The organism is Vibrio coralliirubri (assembly GCF_024347375.1).
Lineage (GTDB): Bacteria > Pseudomonadota > Gammaproteobacteria > Enterobacterales > Vibrionaceae > Vibrio > Vibrio coralliirubri.
Window position 1 is genome coordinate 1672107 of sequence record NZ_AP025470.1, and the last position, 19754, is coordinate 1691860.

Genomic DNA, 19754 nt, shown 5'->3' on the forward strand with positions numbered 1-19754 from the left:
CTACGCTTTTTAATGTGCTAGATACGAAATTTAGATGAACCGCCAAAAATATAACGTTCGCTCGAGAAGCTACCGTAAATGGTTGTAAAGTTGTTAACAGCTTACTGTGCGCTTTATGATGATTTTAAGAGCGTCAATTTTACGTTTTAAGCTGTGTTATTTTTCGCAAACACAATAACTTATATTGATAGTGTGAGCACTTTCATTATTGTGTGATGTGATCAGCGTCATTACCTTGGCACTCGGTTTGTTAAATACTAGATTCATAACTAGGAATGATGTGACGTTAAATGTTATATTTTAAAGAATTATATAAATAAGATGTCACAAAATTGACGTGGCAAGCGAAAATTGGTTTTAGGGGTTGATATGGACATTACAGCATTGAATTTGACTGGTGCACTTGCATTGGGTCAGCGCATTGTTATTTCAGTGGATGGCACGGTTAGAGTACTTGAAGACGGAGAGCCTCTTCAGGCTGGAGATGTAACTCTTGAATCTCAAAATACACCTAATGAACCTCAGGTATCAGTTAAGCGTTTTTCACCTGAAGATGGTGAAGTTGAACTAGACCAAGATATCGCAAATATCTTTGCCGCATTAGAAGAAGGCCAAGACCCTACAGAGTTAGGAGATGAGTTCGCTACCGCTGCTGGTCAAAATGGTTCTAGCTTAGCAACTAGTGGGACTGTAGAACGAGACGGTGAAGAAACGACCCCAGGAACCGAATTTATAACAACGGGATTTGAAGCGCTGGGCATGTCTCGTACTCAAAGCTTAAGCCTGCTAGAGCAATTCCGATTCGCACAACAAGAGCCAATTTTTGTAGACCTTTCTTTTAGCGCGCTTGAAGATGCAGTAAGTGCGTCTGTTCCAGAAGATACTTTGTTAAACGGACAGTTAACTGCGACCGATGCAAATAATGACCTTCTTACCTTCTCAGTTGAATCAGGCCCTTCTAACGGTAGCCTTACCCTAAATGAAGATGGCTCTTGGCAATACACTCCAGATGCAAACTATAACGGCCCAGATAGCTTCCAAGTTATCGTGACGGATGAAACTGGTCTGACAGACACGTTAACTGTCACAATTGATGTTACGCCAGTGAATGATCCAGCAACAGTGAGCGATGATAGCGGTAATGTTGTAGAGGATGATGATACTGCTGATGTAGCTACGGGCACCTTAACCATTGCCGATGTCGATGAAAGTGAAGCGTTTGTTCAACCTTTCGCTATTACAAATGAATACGGTACGTTCTCGGTAGATCGTGATGGAAACTGGTCATTCACTATAGATAATACCAGTGTAGCCATTCAATCATTATCTGATGGTGAATCTATCCCGCTCTCATTTGATGTAACGTCTGTAGACGGCACTGGCACAGGTACGGTGACAGTGGTTGTGAAAGGCACCAATGACACAGCCACCGTTGGTGAAGGCCAGGGTGACGTTGATGACGGTCGTGTTAAAGAGGATGCACCGACAACGGTAGCCGAAGGCAAACTGACGGTCAGCGATGCAGACGAAGGTGAATCAGAGCTTAAACCTCAGACGATCGAAAACGAGTACGGCACGTTCAAAGTGAACGCGGACGGTACTTGGAGCTTCACGATTGATAACACCAAGCCGGCGGTACAAAGTCTGCCAGAGGGCGAAGAAGTCCCACTGTCATTTGCTGTTGAGTCATTAGATGGAACAGGGAAAGCGACCGTTAACGTTATTGTTGAAGGTACGAACGATTTAGCAACCGTTGACAATCAACGTGGTGTCGTAACAGAAGACAAGAAATCAGAAGTGAGTGGTCAGCTTGATATTTCTGATGCTGATGCAGGCGAAGCACTGGTTGTCGCACAACCTGACGTTAAGACCGATTACGGCGTGTTCAACCTAAATCCCGATGGTAGCTGGTCATTCAAACTTGATAATGACAGTGTACAGTCCATGGCTAAGGGTGAGAAACTTGTCCTTAAATTCCCAGTAGAGTCGGTTGATACTACCGGTAATGCAGTCATTAAAGTTGTGATTAAAGGCACGAATGATGCGCCTGAACTGACAGTAGATACTACGGGTTCCTTAACTGAAGATGCGAGTGCCACGCTAAGCAATAGCGGTACTCTTTCCGTTGAAGATGTAGACACTACGGATGACTACACCGTTGACAAGAGTTACAACAACGACATTGTTTGGAGCGGAGGGACTCTCACGGAAGATCAGAAGGCGACGTTGATTGCTCAGTTCTCCGTTGACAAATCAGGCTGGGGCTATGAGGTAGCGAACAGTGAAGTGGATTTCCTTGCAGAAGGTGAAACAGTCACCTTTAGCTACGACGTCATTGTGGACGATGGGAGCGGTGGCACTGATACAGAAAAAGTGACCATTTCGCTTAACGGTAAGAATGATGCGCCAGAACTTACGACAGTGACGGTAGGCAGTGTAACTGAAGATACCGACTCAGTGCTGAAAGACAGTGGTGCACTGTCATTTACTGACAAAGACATCACAGATACTGACCATGATATTGATGCGACGTACAAAGGTGATATCGAGTGGGATGGTGGAACATTAACTGATGAGCAGATACTCGCAATAACAAAAGGCTTCACCGTTGATGGCGATAGCTGGGACTATGTTGTTGCGAACAGTGATGTCGATTTCTTGCCGGACGGCGATAAAGTGATATTTAGCTATGATGTGATTGTTGATGACGGTAAAGGCGGTATAGATACAGAAACTGTGACTATCACAATTAACGGCACTAACGACAAGCCTGAGTTGACAGTTAATAGCGGTTCAGTAACTGAGAATGACACGCTTGCAACATTGAGCACTAGCGGCGAGTTGTCTGTAGAAGATAAAGATGCAACTGATGATTACACAGTTAGCAATAGTTACAACGACGACATTGTTTGGAGTGGTGGTACGTTAACAGACGCACAAAAAGCCACGTTGATTGCTCAGTTCACGACGGACAAGTCGGGCTGGGACTACGAAGTTGCTAACAGTGACGTTGATTTCCTAGCGAAAGGCGAGACGGTCACCTTCAGCTATGACGTGACGGTAGACGATGGCAACGGTGGTACAGACACAGAAACTGTGACTATCACAATTAACGGCACTAACGACAAGCCTGAGTTGACAGTTAATAGCGGTTCAGTAACTGAGAATGACACGCTTGCAACATTGAGCACTAGCGGCGAGTTGTCTGTAGAAGATAAAGATGCAACTGATGATTACACAGTTAGCAATAGTTACAACGACGACATTGTTTGGAGTGGTGGTACGTTAACAGACGCACAAAAAGCCACGTTGATTGCTCAGTTCACGACGGACAAGTCGGGCTGGGACTACGAAGTTGCTAACAGTGACGTTGATTTCCTAGCGAAAGGCGAGACGGTCACCTTCAGCTATGACGTGACGGTAGACGATGGCAACGGTGGTACAGACACAGAAACTGTGACTATCACAATTAACGGCACTAACGACAAGCCTGAGTTGACAGTTAATAGCGGTTCAGTAACTGAGAATGACACGCTTGCAACATTGAGCACCAGCGGCGAGTTGTCTGTAGAAGATAAAGATGCAACTGATGATTACACAGTTAGCAATAGTTACAACGACGACATTGTTTGGAGTGGTGGTACGTTAACAGACGCACAAAAAGCCACGTTGATTGCTCAGTTCACGACGGATAAGTCGGGCTGGGACTACGAAGTTGCTAACAGTGACGTTGATTTCCTAGCGAAAGGCGAGACGGTCACCTTCAGCTATGACGTGACGGTAGACGATGGTAACGGTGGTACAGACACAGAAACTGTGACTATCACAATTAACGGCACCAACGACAAGCCTGAGTTGACAGTCGATACTCAGGGTAGTGTTACAGAAGACTCCGAGAGTTTGCTGACTGATAGCGGCTCGCTATCGTTCACCGATAAGGATGCAACAGACAGCGGCTATACTATTACTTCAAATTACAAGGGCGATATTCAATGGAGTGGAGGTCCCCTGACTGCAGATCAAACTGATGCTATCACTAAGCATTTTAAAGTGGATGGTGATAGTTGGGATTATTCTGTAGCGAACTCTGAAGTTGACTTCCTAAATGCGAATGAAACAGTCATCTTTAGCTATGACGTGACAGTTGATGATGGCAAAGGCGGTACAGACACAGAAACTGTGACTATCACAATTAACGGCACTAACGACAAGCCTGAGTTGACAGTTAATAGCGGTTCAGTAACTGAGAATGACACGCTTGCAACATTGAGCACTAGCGGCGAGTTGTCTGTAGAAGATAAAGATGCAACTGATGATTACACAGTTAGCAATAGTTACAACGACGACATTGTTTGGAGTGGTGGTACATTAACCGACGCACAAAAAGCCACGTTGATTGCTCAGTTCACGACGGACAAGTCGGGCTGGGACTACGAAGTTGCTAACAGTGACGTTGATTTCCTAGCGAAAGGCGAGACGGTCACCTTCAGCTATGACGTGACGGTAGACGATGGTAACGGTGGTACAGACACAGAAACTGTGACTATCACAATTAACGGCACTAACGACAAGCCTGAGTTGACAGTTAATAGCGGTTCAGTAACTGAGAATGACACGCTTGCAACATTGAGCACCAGCGGCGAGTTGTCTGTAGAAGATAAAGATGCAACTGATGATTACACAGTTAGCAATAGTTACAACGACGACATTGTTTGGAGTGGTGGTACATTAACCGACGCACAAAAAGCCACGTTGATTGCTCAGTTCACGACGGACAAGTCGGGCTGGGACTACGAAGTTGCTAACAGTGACGTTGATTTCCTAGCGAAAGGCGAGACGGTCACCTTCAGCTATGACGTGACGGTAGACGATGGCAACGGTGGTACAGACACAGAAACTGTGACTATCACAATTAACGGCACTAACGACAAGCCTGAGTTGACAGTTAATAGCGGTTCAGTAACTGAGAATGACACGCTTGCAACATTGAGCACCAGCGGCGAGTTGTCTGTAGAAGATAAAGATGCAACTGATGATTACACAGTTAGCAATAGTTACAACGACGACATTGTTTGGAGTGGTGGTACATTAACCGACGCACAAAAAGCCACGTTGATTGCTCAGTTCACGACGGACAAGTCGGGCTGGGACTACGAAGTTGCTAACAGTGACGTTGATTTCCTAGCGAAAGGCGAGACGGTCACCTTCAGCTATGACGTGACGGTAGACGATGGCAACGGTGGTACAGACACAGAAACTGTGACTATCACAATTAACGGCACTAACGACAAGCCTGAGTTGACAGTTAATAGCGGTTCAGTAACTGAGAATGACACGCTTGCAACATTGAGCACCAGCGGCGAGTTGTCTGTAGAAGATAAAGATGCAACTGATGATTACACAGTTAGCAATAGTTACAACGACGACATTGTTTGGAGTGGTGGTACATTAACCGACGCACAAAAAGCCACGTTGATTGCTCAGTTCACGACGGACAAGTCGGGCTGGGACTACGAAGTTGCTAACAGTGACGTTGATTTCCTAGCGAAAGGCGAGACGGTCACCTTCAGCTATGACGTGACGGTAGACGATGGCAACGGTGGTACAGACACAGAAACTGTGACTATCACAATTAACGGCACTAACGACAAGCCTGAGTTGACAGTTAATAGCGGTTCAGTAACTGAGAATGACACGCTTGCAACATTGAGCACCAGCGGCGAGTTGTCTGTAGAAGATAAAGATGCAACTGATGATTACACAGTTAGGAATAGTTACAACGACGACATTGTTTGGAGTGGTGGTACATTAACCGACGCACAAAAAGCCACGTTGATTGCTCAGTTCACGACGGACAAGTCGGGCTGGGACTACGAAGTTGCTAACAGTGACGTTGATTTCCTAGCGAAAGGCGAGACGGTCACCTTCAGCTATGACGTGACGGTAGACGATGGCAACGGTGGTACAGACACAGAAACTGTGACTATCACAATTAACGGCACCAACGATGGCCCTAAAGCGAATGATGACATTTACAAAGCGGGTAGTGAAACAATTCTGTTCACAGAATCATTTGAAAACATGACCAACACCAATGGCTGGACAGTCATTAATGGTGACCAATTAGAAGATTGGGATGCTACAAAAGGTCTTGAAATTCAGCATGAAAGCGTCGTGAATAAAGCGTCTGATGGCGAATATATTGCTGAATTAGATGCGCATCAAAACACTTCTATTACCACTTCTATTAATACGTCTGGCCAAGATAGTGCTCGGGTTGAATTTGATTACAACCCACGTCGTGATGGTAACTCTTCATCAGATATGAAGTTCACCTTTGGTGGTGAAACTATCACTGTCCATGCTGACGGAACAGTTTCAGGCTCTGATATTTCTAATGTTCATATTGATGGCCCTGATTCAAATGGTTGGTATAAAGTTACTGCTGAATTTGATGTTCAAGGTGACAGTACTGATTTGACTTTTTCGGGTGCGGGTAAGTCTGATAGCTACGGTGCTCTTTTAGACAATATTACTGTCACAGGTGTGAATGATCCTATTCTTACCACCCCAGAAGAAGTAGCAATTGAAATTACGTTCGCTGAGTTGCTAGCAAACGATACAGACATCGATGGCGACGATCTATCAATTGTTCTTGATTCCATTACATCTCCGACTAACGGTAAACTCGATGTTGATTATGTCAACGGCATAATCACATTCACGCCAGATAAAGATTACAACGGTGAAGCGACATTTAAGTACCAAATCACCGATGGTAATGGTGGTTTCGATGATGCAACTGTGACGCTCAATGTCACTCCTGTGAATGATCCACCTGTTGCAACGGATGATAAACACAGCTTGGGCGATGACTTAATCCTAAATGGTAGCTTTGAGTCGTTTACTAGCGCATCTAGCCCAAGTTGGGGTGACCGCGCGAGTAGCCTGGACAACTGGGAGTTCACTGCAAACTCAGGGAAACTTGATGTAGTTGAAGATGGATATAAAGGAGTGTCAACTGACGGTGATCGCTTTATTGATATGGAAGGCGAAGGTGGTCGAGGTGACAATGTCACACTGAGTCAAACTGTTGGTGGCGTAGATGAAGGTAAACCATACCAAATCTCGCTAGACATTGCAGCGCGTGGTGACAACCACACAGCTAAAATTCAAGTTGTATGGAATGGCGTGGTTATTGCGACCATAACTCCTGACAGTAACACAATGGAAACGCACACCTTTGAGGTAGTTGGTGCTGCGGGTGACAACACTATTAGTTTCGTTGAAGTGGGTGGTACTGGCGACAACAGTGGTACTTATTTAGATAATATTAAGCTTCAAGAAGTGTTAGTTGATCTAACGACTGATGAAGATACAACACTAGAGATCCCTCATAGTCAGTTGCTTGCAAACGACTATGATGTGGATGGGGATGAGTTGGAAATAACCTCTGTTGTTATGACTGATTCTAGCCACGGCACGGTTGAGATCGTTGATGGAAAAGTTGTTTTTGACCCTGCTGATAATTTTAACGGTGTGACTACATTCGAATACACTATTTCAGATGGTAAAGGTGGTACTGATACCGCAGTAGTTACTATCAACGTTAAGCCAGTTAACGACGCGCCAGTCATAGAGAAGGACGGCACACCTCTTGGTGACAACGAAACAATTGACGTCGTAACGAAAGAAGACGAGGTGATAACAGGTACTGTTACAGCCAAAGATATTGACGACACTGACCTGACTTACACGGTGAGCCAACCTACAAACGGTAGTGTTGAGATCGACCCTGAAACCGGCGAGTGGAAGTACACTCCGAACAACGAGTTTGATGGAGATGATTCATTTGTTGTTACCGTGTCGGACGGTAACGGTGGTACAGATACTGTTGTAGTGAATGTTGATGTATTACCTGTTGCTGAGCTAACAGTTACGGCAGGCCAACCAGTGACAGAAGCAGAAGAAGCATTCCTATCTTTTGAAATCAACTTAAATGAACTAGTTTCAGAAAACGTGGCTCTAGACCTGACTCTGGGACATGCAGATGATACTGCGACAAAAGGTCAGGATTACGAAGACAAGATCTACGTTCAAGATGGACAAGATTATAAAGCGCTTTCAGAGCAGGAGCTTGCCGATCTTATTATTGCTAGCGGCTCGGATAGCTTAGAAGTATTCGTCAAGGTTCTTGATGATAAATTGCTTGAGGGTGAAGAGACTGTAACTCTAAAAGCTAGCTCAACTAGCGAGTTTGTTGAAAATGACAAACAGGACTCAGATACAGCTAAGATTGTCGATGAGATAGACACAAACGACAAAGATACCGTTACAGTTGGCCTGACTGGTCCCGATTCAGTTATTGAGGGTGATAAGACAAGTCCATTTACGATTACGCTAAGTGAACAAGTGCCTGAAGATAGTGTGGTTACTCTTCAGTACTCTTACACAAACGCGAGCAATGAAGATATTGTTGAAGTTATAACTGTAAACGTAGACGCAAATACAAATACAGCGACCTTTGAGATTCAAACTGAACAAGACAACGAATACGAAGTCGGACAAGAGTTTAACGTTAGTGTTGTATCCGTAACTCAAGATGGTACCGATGTATTTGAGAAGCTAGATACGTCTAGCGCTGATAAAAATGTAGCTATTGACGACAGCCATGATAACCCGCCAAAAGCTGAAGACTTCTCTATTTCTCTCAATGCAGATGGCTCTTCGCAAGTTATTTTCGATACCGGAATGGGAACTATCGAAGGTGATGGTACAGACCATATTTCTGATGACGAAGATGATAACGATAATGACGCAGGTACAAATCTCGGCGTGATCATCACAGAGCTGCCTGATTCAGGAACTCTTTACTATGTCGATGGTAATAACAAGGTTGAAGTGGTAGTTGGGCAGACGTATGCAGATCCTAACAACATCGTTTATGAAGATGACCAAGAATCAACAGGCTTCTTCTTAGGTGTTGATGATACATCCACATTAGATAAAGGCCCTCATAGCACTGCAGAGTTTTATAACTGGGGTGATGAAGTAGATGCGTATACTCGCGAACTGAAGTTTGATAATGGTGATGTTGTCACCATTACCTCGGAAGGTCGAAATAACGTTGACGCTAAGCCTTTAGTTCAAAACAACAGTCAGCAAGGCCATATGGGTTTCGGTATTGCATCGACTAATCGCGGTATTCACCAAGACGAGGCAATCAACATTGATTTCTCTTCTCGTCCAGCTGACTCAGTAACGGTTGGTCTAAGTGGTTTGGGTGGCTGGTTTGCCCCAAATGCTGATGATAGTGTTCAATCAAGAGCTGAGATTACAGTCACCTTTGATTATGGTAATGGTGTCACAGAAGAACAAACCTTCCTTTATGATGATACCCACAATAATCAAAATGTCACAATTGTCGCTCCTGAAGGTGCTGAGATTGTTTCGGTGGAAGCAAGTACACAAGGACCAGGTAACTGGGAGCTGACTTCTCTTGAAGCTAAGGCGTCAGATTCATTCGAATATAAAGCAGTAGACAGTGATGGTAACGAAAGTGAAGTTAAGACAGTTACTATCGATAAGTCTGGTGACCTGAATGCGAATAACGATCCGCAAGGCTTCGAAGTTAAACTGGGTGAGTTCAGTGAAGACAACGACTCTCCATGGTCAGCCGAAGGCGCTGAGCTAAATGCTAGCTTCAATGGCCAAGATAAAGACTTCGCACACAGCGGCATTAAGATTGGTGTTGCCGGCAAAGTAGGTGGATTGGGCGCACAGATTGAATATGATCGTGCAGAGCAGCAATCTGAGAAGTTTGAAATCAACTTAGATAGCCCTGCGACTCAGTTTACATTTTCAGTATCTAACTTGTTTAAAAACGAAGGTAATGACGGTGATTTCACTGATAACCATGAACAAGGCAGTTGGGTAGCGTACCTCAATGGCGTAGCGGTTGCAGGTGATACGTTTATTGCTGAAGACGGTAACAATAGAGGTACTTACGAAATAACACCGCTTGGTCCTGATGGTACTCCAATCGCGTTTGATACTGTGGTGTTTGAAGCAACTGAGTATTCCAACCAAGCAACGCATGATAATGATGCGTCAGATTACTTCCTAACTGGTTTTAAAGCCTCTAGTGAAGGCGCATATGCAGTGAATCAAGGCGGCATTCTTGAGATTCCAACATCGAAGCTTGCTGGCATTATCGGTTCTGAGCTTCTAAATAACGATATAGACTCAGATGGCGACAATCTACGTATTACCTATGTATACGGTGAAACGGAAGGTAATGCGTATATTAAAGATGGCATCGTATACTTTGATTTAACTGGCGATGACTTCGTCGGTGAAACAACGTTTAAATATCAGATTACTGATGATAATGGCCAAATCGCGAGTGCTGAAGTTAATGTTATCGTAAACCCTCTACAGACTCCTTCTAGTGTTGCGTCTGTAGACCTGCTAGCAGACTCAGTAGTTGAAGGTGATGAACTTGGCTTTAAAGTCACTTTGGATTCAAGTGCACTTGTTGAATCTGCGTTGGACGTTACTTTTGGTAAGAACACGGATGCTGCGAATGATTCAGGTGACGAAAAAGATCTCGACCTGAGTCTGGTTCGTTTTACTAATGGCGTCACATATGATCAGCAAAGTGGAAAGCTGATTGTCCCAATTGGCGTTAAAGATTTTGCAGTTCTTATCCCTACTCTTATTGATGGTGTTCATGAGCTCGTCGAAAACTACAGCTTAATAGTCGATGGTGTATCTGCTACTGGCATCATCGAAAACGTTGATACAATTGAGCTAATGGTTGAGAGTTTTGCAGACGTAGCTGAAGGCTCGAATGCAGTCTTCGCAGTAAGTTTAAATAATCCGTCCTCAGAGAATATCGACGTATCGCTAGCAATTACTCTTGATAGAGACGCTACTTCAGCGGAAACGGCTGATTTCAAAGATATTGGTGAACTATACACTGCGTACTACTTGGAGCCACAACAATCCGGGGAGCCTAAACGTGTTGAACTTGATGTAGTAATTAAGGATGGCAAACCTACCGTTACTATCCCTAATGGTGAAACTGAGATCTTTGTTGAAGTAGCGACAAAAGATGACCCGGTATTTGAAGGTGGTGAAGACTTTAACCTAGTTGTTACTGACGAGTCCGGTTATGTGTCGAATGGCTCTGCTTCAGATGAAACCACTATTATGGATGATGGTACCGATCCAGACGGCCCAGATGGACCACAAGTTGGTAACAATGATCGTCCTGTTGTTGACAGCATCACTGACATTGAAATTGAAGAAGGCCAGTCAGGAACGTTTGTTGTTGAGCTTTCAAATCGCAGCGAATCCACAACCACAATTGAAATGTCTCTAAATGACGGCTCTGCCGTGAGTGTAGATGGACAACCAATTGAGGGCGACTTTAATGGATCTAGCGTAGTAGTTACTTTTGGTCAAGGTGTTGATAAGCAGATTCAAACCGTTGAAGTTATCAATGGCAAGTTTGTAGTTAGTGTTCCTGACGGGCATGAATCGTTTACAGTTGAAGTCGTAACTAACCAAGATACGCATGCAGATAATAGTGAGAAGTTCTCTATTTCTGGCAATGCTCCTTATCAGCAAGACGCAGTTACTGGTGTTGCTACAATTGTCGACAACGAAGCGCCAATGGTGGATCTAAATGGTGCTCTATACGACATTGAGTTTGTAAGTGAAGGTGCTGGCTACAGCAATGTCTTTGGTTACTATATCAACGACGAATCAGGCGAGAAGCAGCTTCACGTTTTGGTTTCTAATAGCAATGATCCAAGTCTATCACCGAGTACCTTGTTAGATTCACCGTTGTCTTCGATCGATAACCTTGAGTTTTTCTTAATTCCAAATGGCTTCAATAAGATTGATAGCGATAAACTCTATGACCTTAAAGTGAATGATCAAGGTCAATTAGTTGTCGATGGTGTTGTTAAAGCTGGTATTCCTGTTTATACATCGACTGACGAAGACCATCAGATCTCAACCACGGTTGATAGTGACGGAAATCTAGTATTGAGCTTTGATGACCAAAAAGGCCAAGGCAACGATGATAATGACTTCAACGATTTTGTTGTTAAGGTCAGTAAGATTGATACAGGTGGTATTGACTTTAACTCAGCATACGTTGAGGAAGGAGAAGCGGCTATCGCCGATATAGACGCAGATATCTTTGACGATAAAGATACAATCAAATCGATGAGCGTTACTCTAACCAATGCTAAAGATGGCGATAACTTAACCTGGGCTGAAAATAGTGGATTCAGTGTCTCTAAAACAGTGGTTGGCACTGCAATCGCACTGATAATTACCCATCCATCAGGCAGTGTTTCTGCCGATGAGTTTGAAACGTTCCTGAAATCTATTCGATTTGTAAACAGTAGCGACACGCCTGATGAAGAAACGCGCTTAGTTGAAGTCACTGTGTCTGACGGCGTTAATCAGTCTGAAACGGCTACAACATCAATCTCTGTGACTGGCACTGATGAATTATCCCTCATTAATGTGGCAGGTTTAGAAGACCAGTTTATTGACCTAAACATTAGTGTTGTTGACGCAGCAACATCGGTAAGCACGATAGAGCTGTCAGGTATTCCACAAGGTGCAACTGTATTAGTCGGTGGTGTTGAATCTGCAGTTGATAACAGTGGCACTGTCGTGGTTGATATCGATGATATTGATTCGGTTAAAGTGAAAGCACCAGAGCATAGTGATGTTAACTTTGATATTTCAGTAACAGCTAAAGATTCTGATGAAGAGACTGTAGAATCTGGCAGTATTTACGTTGATGTTCATCCTGATGCGGACAGGCCTACACTAATCATCGGCGACTTTGAGAAAGTTGCTGCGATTGATTTTGAAGATGTACAGATAACATCAGGCTCTTGGGATAGTGATATTGAAATAAATAACGTCGAGGGTGTATCGACTATTGGCGAGTGGAGTACTTCTAATCCCGGTCAACATGTTGAAGTGGGTACTGAAGGCACATACCTGTCAGGCTCGTCAATGAACCAAGTTATGGAAATTGAAGGTGAAGTTGACGACAAAGTCCTCTATACCGATATGGATCTTGTCGCTGGCCGCTTCTACAATTTTAAATTCGATATTGCCGCGAGAGACGATGTTGATCCTTCGGACTCCGACATGGAGGTATCGCTCTTTAAGCTAGATGATGCTGGCAATCCAATTGAGAGCAGTAAGGTAACACTTTATGACTTTATTGCTGAGCGACAAGGTAGTGGTTGGCAAGAGGGAACGTTCACGTTGCCCGTTGAGCTTTCAGGTAAATATCGCCTTGTTCTTGAAGCAGACGAAGCCGACTCTACAGGCGCAATAATTGATAATATTCAATTTACTGCGGTCGACAACTATGGATACGAAGATTCATTTATCAAGCTCAGTGAGATTAGCGCTTCGCTGGTAGATGCGACAGATGGTTCTGAGACCTTAACTGTAGAGTTGGATGGTCTTCCTGTTGGTTCAGTGTTGATTGACGGTACAGGGCAGGATGCGAATATGCATATTGTCACTGAAGCGAATAAAAACGCTAAAATTGATGTAACTGGTTGGGATCTAGCAGAACTTCAGATCAAGGTATTAGACCCTAGTACCTTTGACATTAAGGTCATCGCAACTGCGACAGAGGCGGACACCAACAAGGATGATGATGTTCACGGAGAGCACGGTGATCTTGGTGGTAAACTGGCTAATGCGTCTGAAGCAACAATTAATATTACAGTCCTTGAACGCCCTGTCGACACTAATGAACGTCCAATTGCTAATGACTTTACTATTTCTTCGGATACGAATGTTGCGAATGTTAACTTTGCGCCTAACGCGATTGATAAAGAAGATGATAGAGACAATAAGAATACGTCAGTACGAATTGAAGAGTTGCCAGAGTATGGCAAGCTTTATCTAATTGATGATGACGGAAAGATTGTTGAAGGCCCGCTTGAAGTTGGAAGTGAAGTTCTTGATAGTGGTAAAGTTGTCTATGTTGCTGACGGTACCAACACTACGACGTTCAACAGCGACTTTACGGTTGGCAACTTTGCTGAAGAGCATGGTCTTAATCTCGAAAATAAAGATGATGGTGTAGATAAGCTAGAGCTTGATGGTGTAACCCTCTCCGGCGGCACATTTGAAAATGGTCAATTTGCGGGTGACGGAGCAACGATTAAGTACGATCACAACAATAACCAGAAAGGTCTATTTGTTAGTACTACTCATGACAGCGGCACTGGTAAAGAAACTCAGATTGGTGAGTATGTTTCTATCGCCTCAAACGAAGGGGATATTTCTTCAGCTAAAGTGTCTTTTGCTAGTCTTGATGGCTTGTTCAATAATGGACATGCTCAAATTGTCGCTTACCTTTTCCGGGATGGTAAGCAGGTAGATGTAATTGAACCGATTCAGATTGTCATTTCGAGTAAACATGACGGTTACTCTGTCATTAACTCTAACAATACCGTATTTGATGAGATTCGTTTAGTTGGCGTTAATACTTCGAACAAAGGCAAAGGAGCGGGTTTCAACGTTGCTGAAGTTGACGTTGATGTCGTCGGCGTTACTGATCTACAAGATGAGTTTACGTACTCTGCAAAAGATTCTGATAATCAGCTAAGTTTAGAACCTGGTACCGTTACCATTGAGGCTAAAAATACAATCCACTCCCCAACGAGCGGTATTGATAGTGTTACAGTCCAAGGTGGCAATACATTAAACTGGCCAAGCTCAGCTGCAGTAATAAATTCACTCATTACTTATCATCAATCAGAGTATGACGACGTCGGTGGAGCACAAATTGATGTAGGGATTGGGGCTGATTTTGTCAACCTTGGTTCGGGGTCAGATACTATCTTTATGGGAGATAGTATTTCGCCAACTCAAGACCTTAATGTGCTACCAAATGACTTCGATTCTAGAATAGAACAGTTTTCTAAGTTAGAAGTTTCAGAGTTCACCTATGGTGACGAAAACAATGGAATGAAGGGTTTTGAGGACACACCTCCAGGCCTTGATGTAGCAAATGGTGGTGGAGGTAACGACAGGATCTATGGTGAAGAAGGTCAAGACATTATCTTCGGTGGAACCGGCAATGACGTTCTACATGGTGGCACTGGTAACGACGCTGTCCGTGGCGGCTCTGGCAATGACACGATAATTGGTGGTCATGGTAACGATATCCTTGTTGGAGATGATGGTGCCGACCTGTTCCAATGGGTTGACCAACCGTTCCAAGACGATGTTGATACAATTACAGACTTTGATCTAGGTGAAGACCATCTTGATATCTCTCAATTATTGCCAATGGAAAACTCAATGTCTGATCTTCTTGAACATATCACTATTGAGAAGGTCGATAACGGCGGTGGTGATAAAGATTTGGTTATCACTATCTCTGAAGACGCAACTAATAGCGGTCAAACACAAACTATCATTCTTGATAACACGGGGAACCAGTTTGATTCAGTGAACGCTCAAGGTGATGGTCGTGTAATAAGTAGTGACCTGAGTAATTTGGTGAATCAGTTATTCGTCAACTTACCAGACTAAAAAAAGGGCCAAAAGGCCCTTTTTAATGTGTCTGTTTTGTTATATTGTACCGTCCTAAATATGGTTGACACATTTCCAACATGAAATTGGAGAGTGTCATGAAAACAACAAGTAGACGTACTCAACGAGATTATTCTCTTGCCTTTAAATTGGCAGTCGTAAGCCAAGTTGAAAAAGGCGAAATGACTTATAAGCAAGCTCAAGAACGTTATGGGATCCAAGGTCGCTCTACCGTTTTAGTTTGGCTTCGCAAACATGGTCAACTAGATTGGTCTAAAGGAATAGAACAATCGAGAGCGTTAGGAGCGACTATGTCAAACTCTTCCTCAACTCAAACCCCAGAGCAACGAATCAAAGAACTCGAGCAGCAATTAGAAGAGACTCAGATCAAAGCAGAGTTCTTTGAAGCGGTTGTAAAAGTCATGGATCGAGATTTCGGTGTCCGAATCTCAAAGAAGCGCAAGGCCGAGTTATTAAGGAAAAAACGGTCAGAAAGTTGACCGTCACTAAAGCTTGTCACTTCATAGGTATTACACGACAAGCTTTCTACAAGCGCTGTGTTGCAGAAATTCATCAGACAAAGAAAGATGAATCAGTACTCGGTTTTGTGAAAGAGCAAAGGATGATGCACCCTCGTATAGGGACTCGTAAGATCAAGTATTTACTTGCTCAGAACGATATTAAAATCGGGCGAGACCGCTTATTCTCTCTGCTGAGAATGAATCGATTATTAGTGCAGAATCGAAGGGCTTATCATCGAACCACAAATAGTAATCATCGCTTTTACTGCCATCCGAATCGTGTCAAAGAAGGCTTAATACCTGAAAGACCAGAGCAATTATGGGTTGCCGATATTACTTATCTAACAACGCGGCGTGGTTGTACTTATCTCAGTTTAGTGACGGACGCTTACTCAAGAAAAATCGTGGGCTATCACATAGGTGATGATATGAAAGCTCGCAGGGTCAAGCAGGCCTTTTTAAACGCGTTGAAAGAACGGAAGAATACAGGTGAGCTTGTACATCACTCAGATCGAGGTGTTCAGTACTGCTCTGTTGAATACCAAGAGTTGCATCGACAGTATGATGTATCTTGCTCAATGACTGATGGCTATGACTGTTATCAGAATGCGTTGGCAGAGAGGATCAACGGAATACTGAAGATGGAGTATCTGTTGAATAAGCCTAATGATTTAGATGAAGCAAAGAAAATGGTCGCCGAATCAGTAAAAATCTATAATGAATATAGGCCTCACACAGCTCTAAAATACAAAACGCCCGATGAAGTACATCGAGCGTTTTAGTCAATCAAGTGTCAACCCATATCAGGACGGGTCATATAAAATAGAGTCTAAAGCTCAAGGCTTAAAGAACCTTACAAGCAAAACCTTTCAGGTAGAAACCTTCTGGGTAGGCTGTGTCTGTTAGGTGGTCGGCTGCTTGCTCGAAGCGTTCTACGAACTTAACAGTGCGGCCTGCATCTAATGCTGCATCAGCAATGATTTTTTGGAACAAATCAGTACCCATTAAGCCAGAGCAAGAGTAGGTGAGTAGAGTGCCACCTGGTTTCAGGATTTGCATCGCAAGCATGTTAACGTCTTTGTAGCCGTTAGCGCCTGAAGTTAGGTTATTCTTGCTTGAAACAAACTTTGGTGGATCCATGATCACTACGTCAAACTTAGTGCCTTGGTCACGGTATTCACGAAGCAGTTTGAAAACGTCAGCGTTTAGGAATACAGCGCGCTTTTTCGAGATATCAAACTCGTTAAGTTCAGCGTTGAATTTAGCTGTATCAAGAGCTAGTTGAGATACGTCAGCGTTGATAACACGCTTCGCGTCGCCTTTAAGCGCGTACAGGCCAAAACCACCTGTGTATGAGAAGCAGTTAAGGACATCTTTTCCTTTGACGTACTTCATAGATTCTTTGCGGCTATCACGTTGGTCCATGTAGAAGCCCGTTTTGTGGCCTTCCATAATGTTCACGCTGATCTTAACGCCGTTTTCTTCAATCACGATAGACTTCGGTGGTTCTTCACCATAAAGAACGCCGACAACTTGTTCTAGGCCCTCTTTTTTACGAACTGCCACGTCTGAACGCTCGTAGATGTTGCAGTCAGGGAAGCACTCGATTAACGCTTCTACCAATACGCTTTTGTTAAATTCAGCGCCAGCACTTAGCAGTTGGCAAACAAGGAAGTCTTGATATTTGTCGATTGTGATACCAGGCAAGCCATCAGACTCTGCGGCCGTTAGGCGGTAGCCCGTTAGGCCATCACGCTCAATGATATCTTCACGTAAAGACTGTGCGTCTTGAATTCGTTTTACGAAGAACGCCTTGTTGATCTCTTCTTTTTCAAATGTCCAAACACGAGCTCGAATTTGAGATTCTGGTGAGTAAGCCGCTTTTGCAAGCCACTGACCATTTTGAGCATATACGTCTACAGTTTCACCTTGTTTTGGTTCGCCTTCGACCTTATCGATACCGCGTGAAAATACCCAAGGGTGTTTGCGGCGTAGTGATTTATCTCGGCCTTTAGCTAGATGAATTGAAGGAGTCATAATTTACTCTGTTTGTTGAATTTGAAGGAGGGGTATTGTCGGGGAAGTACAGGTGAAAAGCAAATAAGAAAGGGCTGCCAAAGCAGCCCTAGTAATGATTAATCAACACATTGTGGTTGGAGAGCTGTATTAAGCTTTAAGACCGGTCAGCAAACCTTCCATCGTATCGCTTTGTTTACGAAGTTGGTCAACATTGGAATTACTCTTACTGATCATCTCGCAGATACTGTCTGACTGATGACGAATCTCTTCAACACTCTGTGCAATGTTGTCAGCGACTACGCCTTGTTCTTCAGCCGCGGTAGCAATTTGAGTGCTGCTATCTGAAATAGACTGGTTTTTTTCCGCTAATGAACCGATCTCGACGTTCACTTCTGACATCAGTGTTTGGCCTTCGTTAGCATTGTTCACCGTGACTTCCATCAGCTTGGTCAGTGATTGACTGTTACGTTGTAATGATTCAATCATGCTTTGGATTTCAACCGTTGCTTGCTGAGTACGACCGGCAAGGGCACGAACTTCATCGGCAACAACAGCAAATCCACGACCTTGCTCGCCAGCACGTGCGGCTTCGATAGCGGCGTTCAACGCTAACAGGTTAGTCTGTTCAGAAATACCGTTGATGGTTGTGACTACTTCATCGATCTGCGCCGCGTTGGCATCCAGTTCTTCTACTGCTTGTGAAGCGGACTGGATCTCTTGAGATAGGCTAGAGATAGACTCCAGTGTATTTGAAACCTTGACTTGACCGCTCTGAGCAACGCCGCGAGCGTCCATCGTTTGTGAACTAGACTCATGAGCAAGGGTAGCGACTTCGCGAATCGTAGCCGCCATTTGTTCCGTTGCACTTGCCAAGCTATTCAGGTGTTCTTGTTGGTTACCTGAGATGTCTGAACTTTGTTGTGTTGACTGGTTCAAGTCCGAGCTGATCTGCTGCATGAGAGCGACAGACTCTTGGATTGATAGAACCATGTTTTGTTCACGCTCCGCGACTTTATCGATTGTAATCGCGATTTCACTGAACTCGTCACGAACTAAGAAGTAGTTCATGCGGCAAGTTAAGTCGCCATTCGCAAGCGTGTTCAGAGCTTTGTTCATAGAGAACATCGCGCCGCCAATAAAGGTCATGATGTAGTAAACACCTAGTGCGATAAGCGTTAGGGTTACAGCGATGATAGAAACCTGAGTCGTCGAGAGAGCAGACCAAAGGTTTTGGTCATGGTTAGCAACTAGGCTGAATGCACCATTCATTACTGAAACAGAACCAGCACCGTAGCCCAAAGAGATGGTTTCAGAACTGCTGACAAGCTGAGCAACTTGATCTTTATTGAGTTGACCTGCTTCGATAAGCCCTTTCATCAAGAGCATTTCTTCTTGATAAAGATGAGCAAGTAAAGAGTCCGCGGCACTATCTAAAACGAGAGTTAATATAACCAGGGCGAGAAGAGGCAATAAGAAGAGTAGATAGAACTTTTCTTGGATTTTTAGGTGAATGAGATATTTGTCAATCCAACGAAATGGGATTTCTTTCATAATCGTTATACTCGAAGTAAGTCCACCAATAAGCGGTGAATGAATAGAAGCTCGACTATA

Annotated in this window: 4 protein-coding genes; 2 read left to right on the forward strand and 2 right to left on the reverse strand. The window is 43.8% G+C overall.

The features are described 5' to 3' along the window. The first annotated feature begins 369 nt into the window (after positions 1-369). Both OCV20_RS07585 and OCV20_RS07595 read left to right on the forward strand, forming a co-directional pair. The gene (locus tag OCV20_RS07585; protein ID WP_276540047.1) at positions 370-15603 is read left to right on the forward strand and encodes a VCBS domain-containing protein; all 15234 of its coding nucleotides are present in this window, start codon (positions 370-372) and stop codon (positions 15601-15603) included. 98 nt (positions 15604-15701) lie between these two features. Then, a protein-coding gene (locus OCV20_RS07595) for an IS3 family transposase (protein ID WP_261881436.1) occupies positions 15702-16906 on the forward strand; the annotation gives its coding sequence in 2 pieces (ribosomal slippage) (positions 15702-16089 and positions 16089-16906; 1206 coding nt in all). 61 nt (positions 16907-16967) lie between these two features. On the opposite strand, the gene OCV20_RS07600 is transcribed toward OCV20_RS07595, so the two are convergent. Together OCV20_RS07600 and OCV20_RS07605 are read right to left on the reverse strand one after the other, a co-directional pair. Then, complete coding sequence (locus tag OCV20_RS07600) at positions 16968-18161, reverse strand: class I SAM-dependent methyltransferase (protein WP_086775771.1); 1194 nt, start codon at positions 18159-18161, stop codon at positions 16968-16970. Between the two features lie 129 nt (positions 18162-18290). Beyond that, on the reverse strand, positions 18291-19694 hold the full coding sequence (locus OCV20_RS07605; RefSeq protein ID WP_086775770.1) for a methyl-accepting chemotaxis protein: 1404 nt from the start codon (positions 19692-19694) through the stop codon (positions 18291-18293). Between the last annotated feature and the right edge of the window lie 60 nt (positions 19695-19754).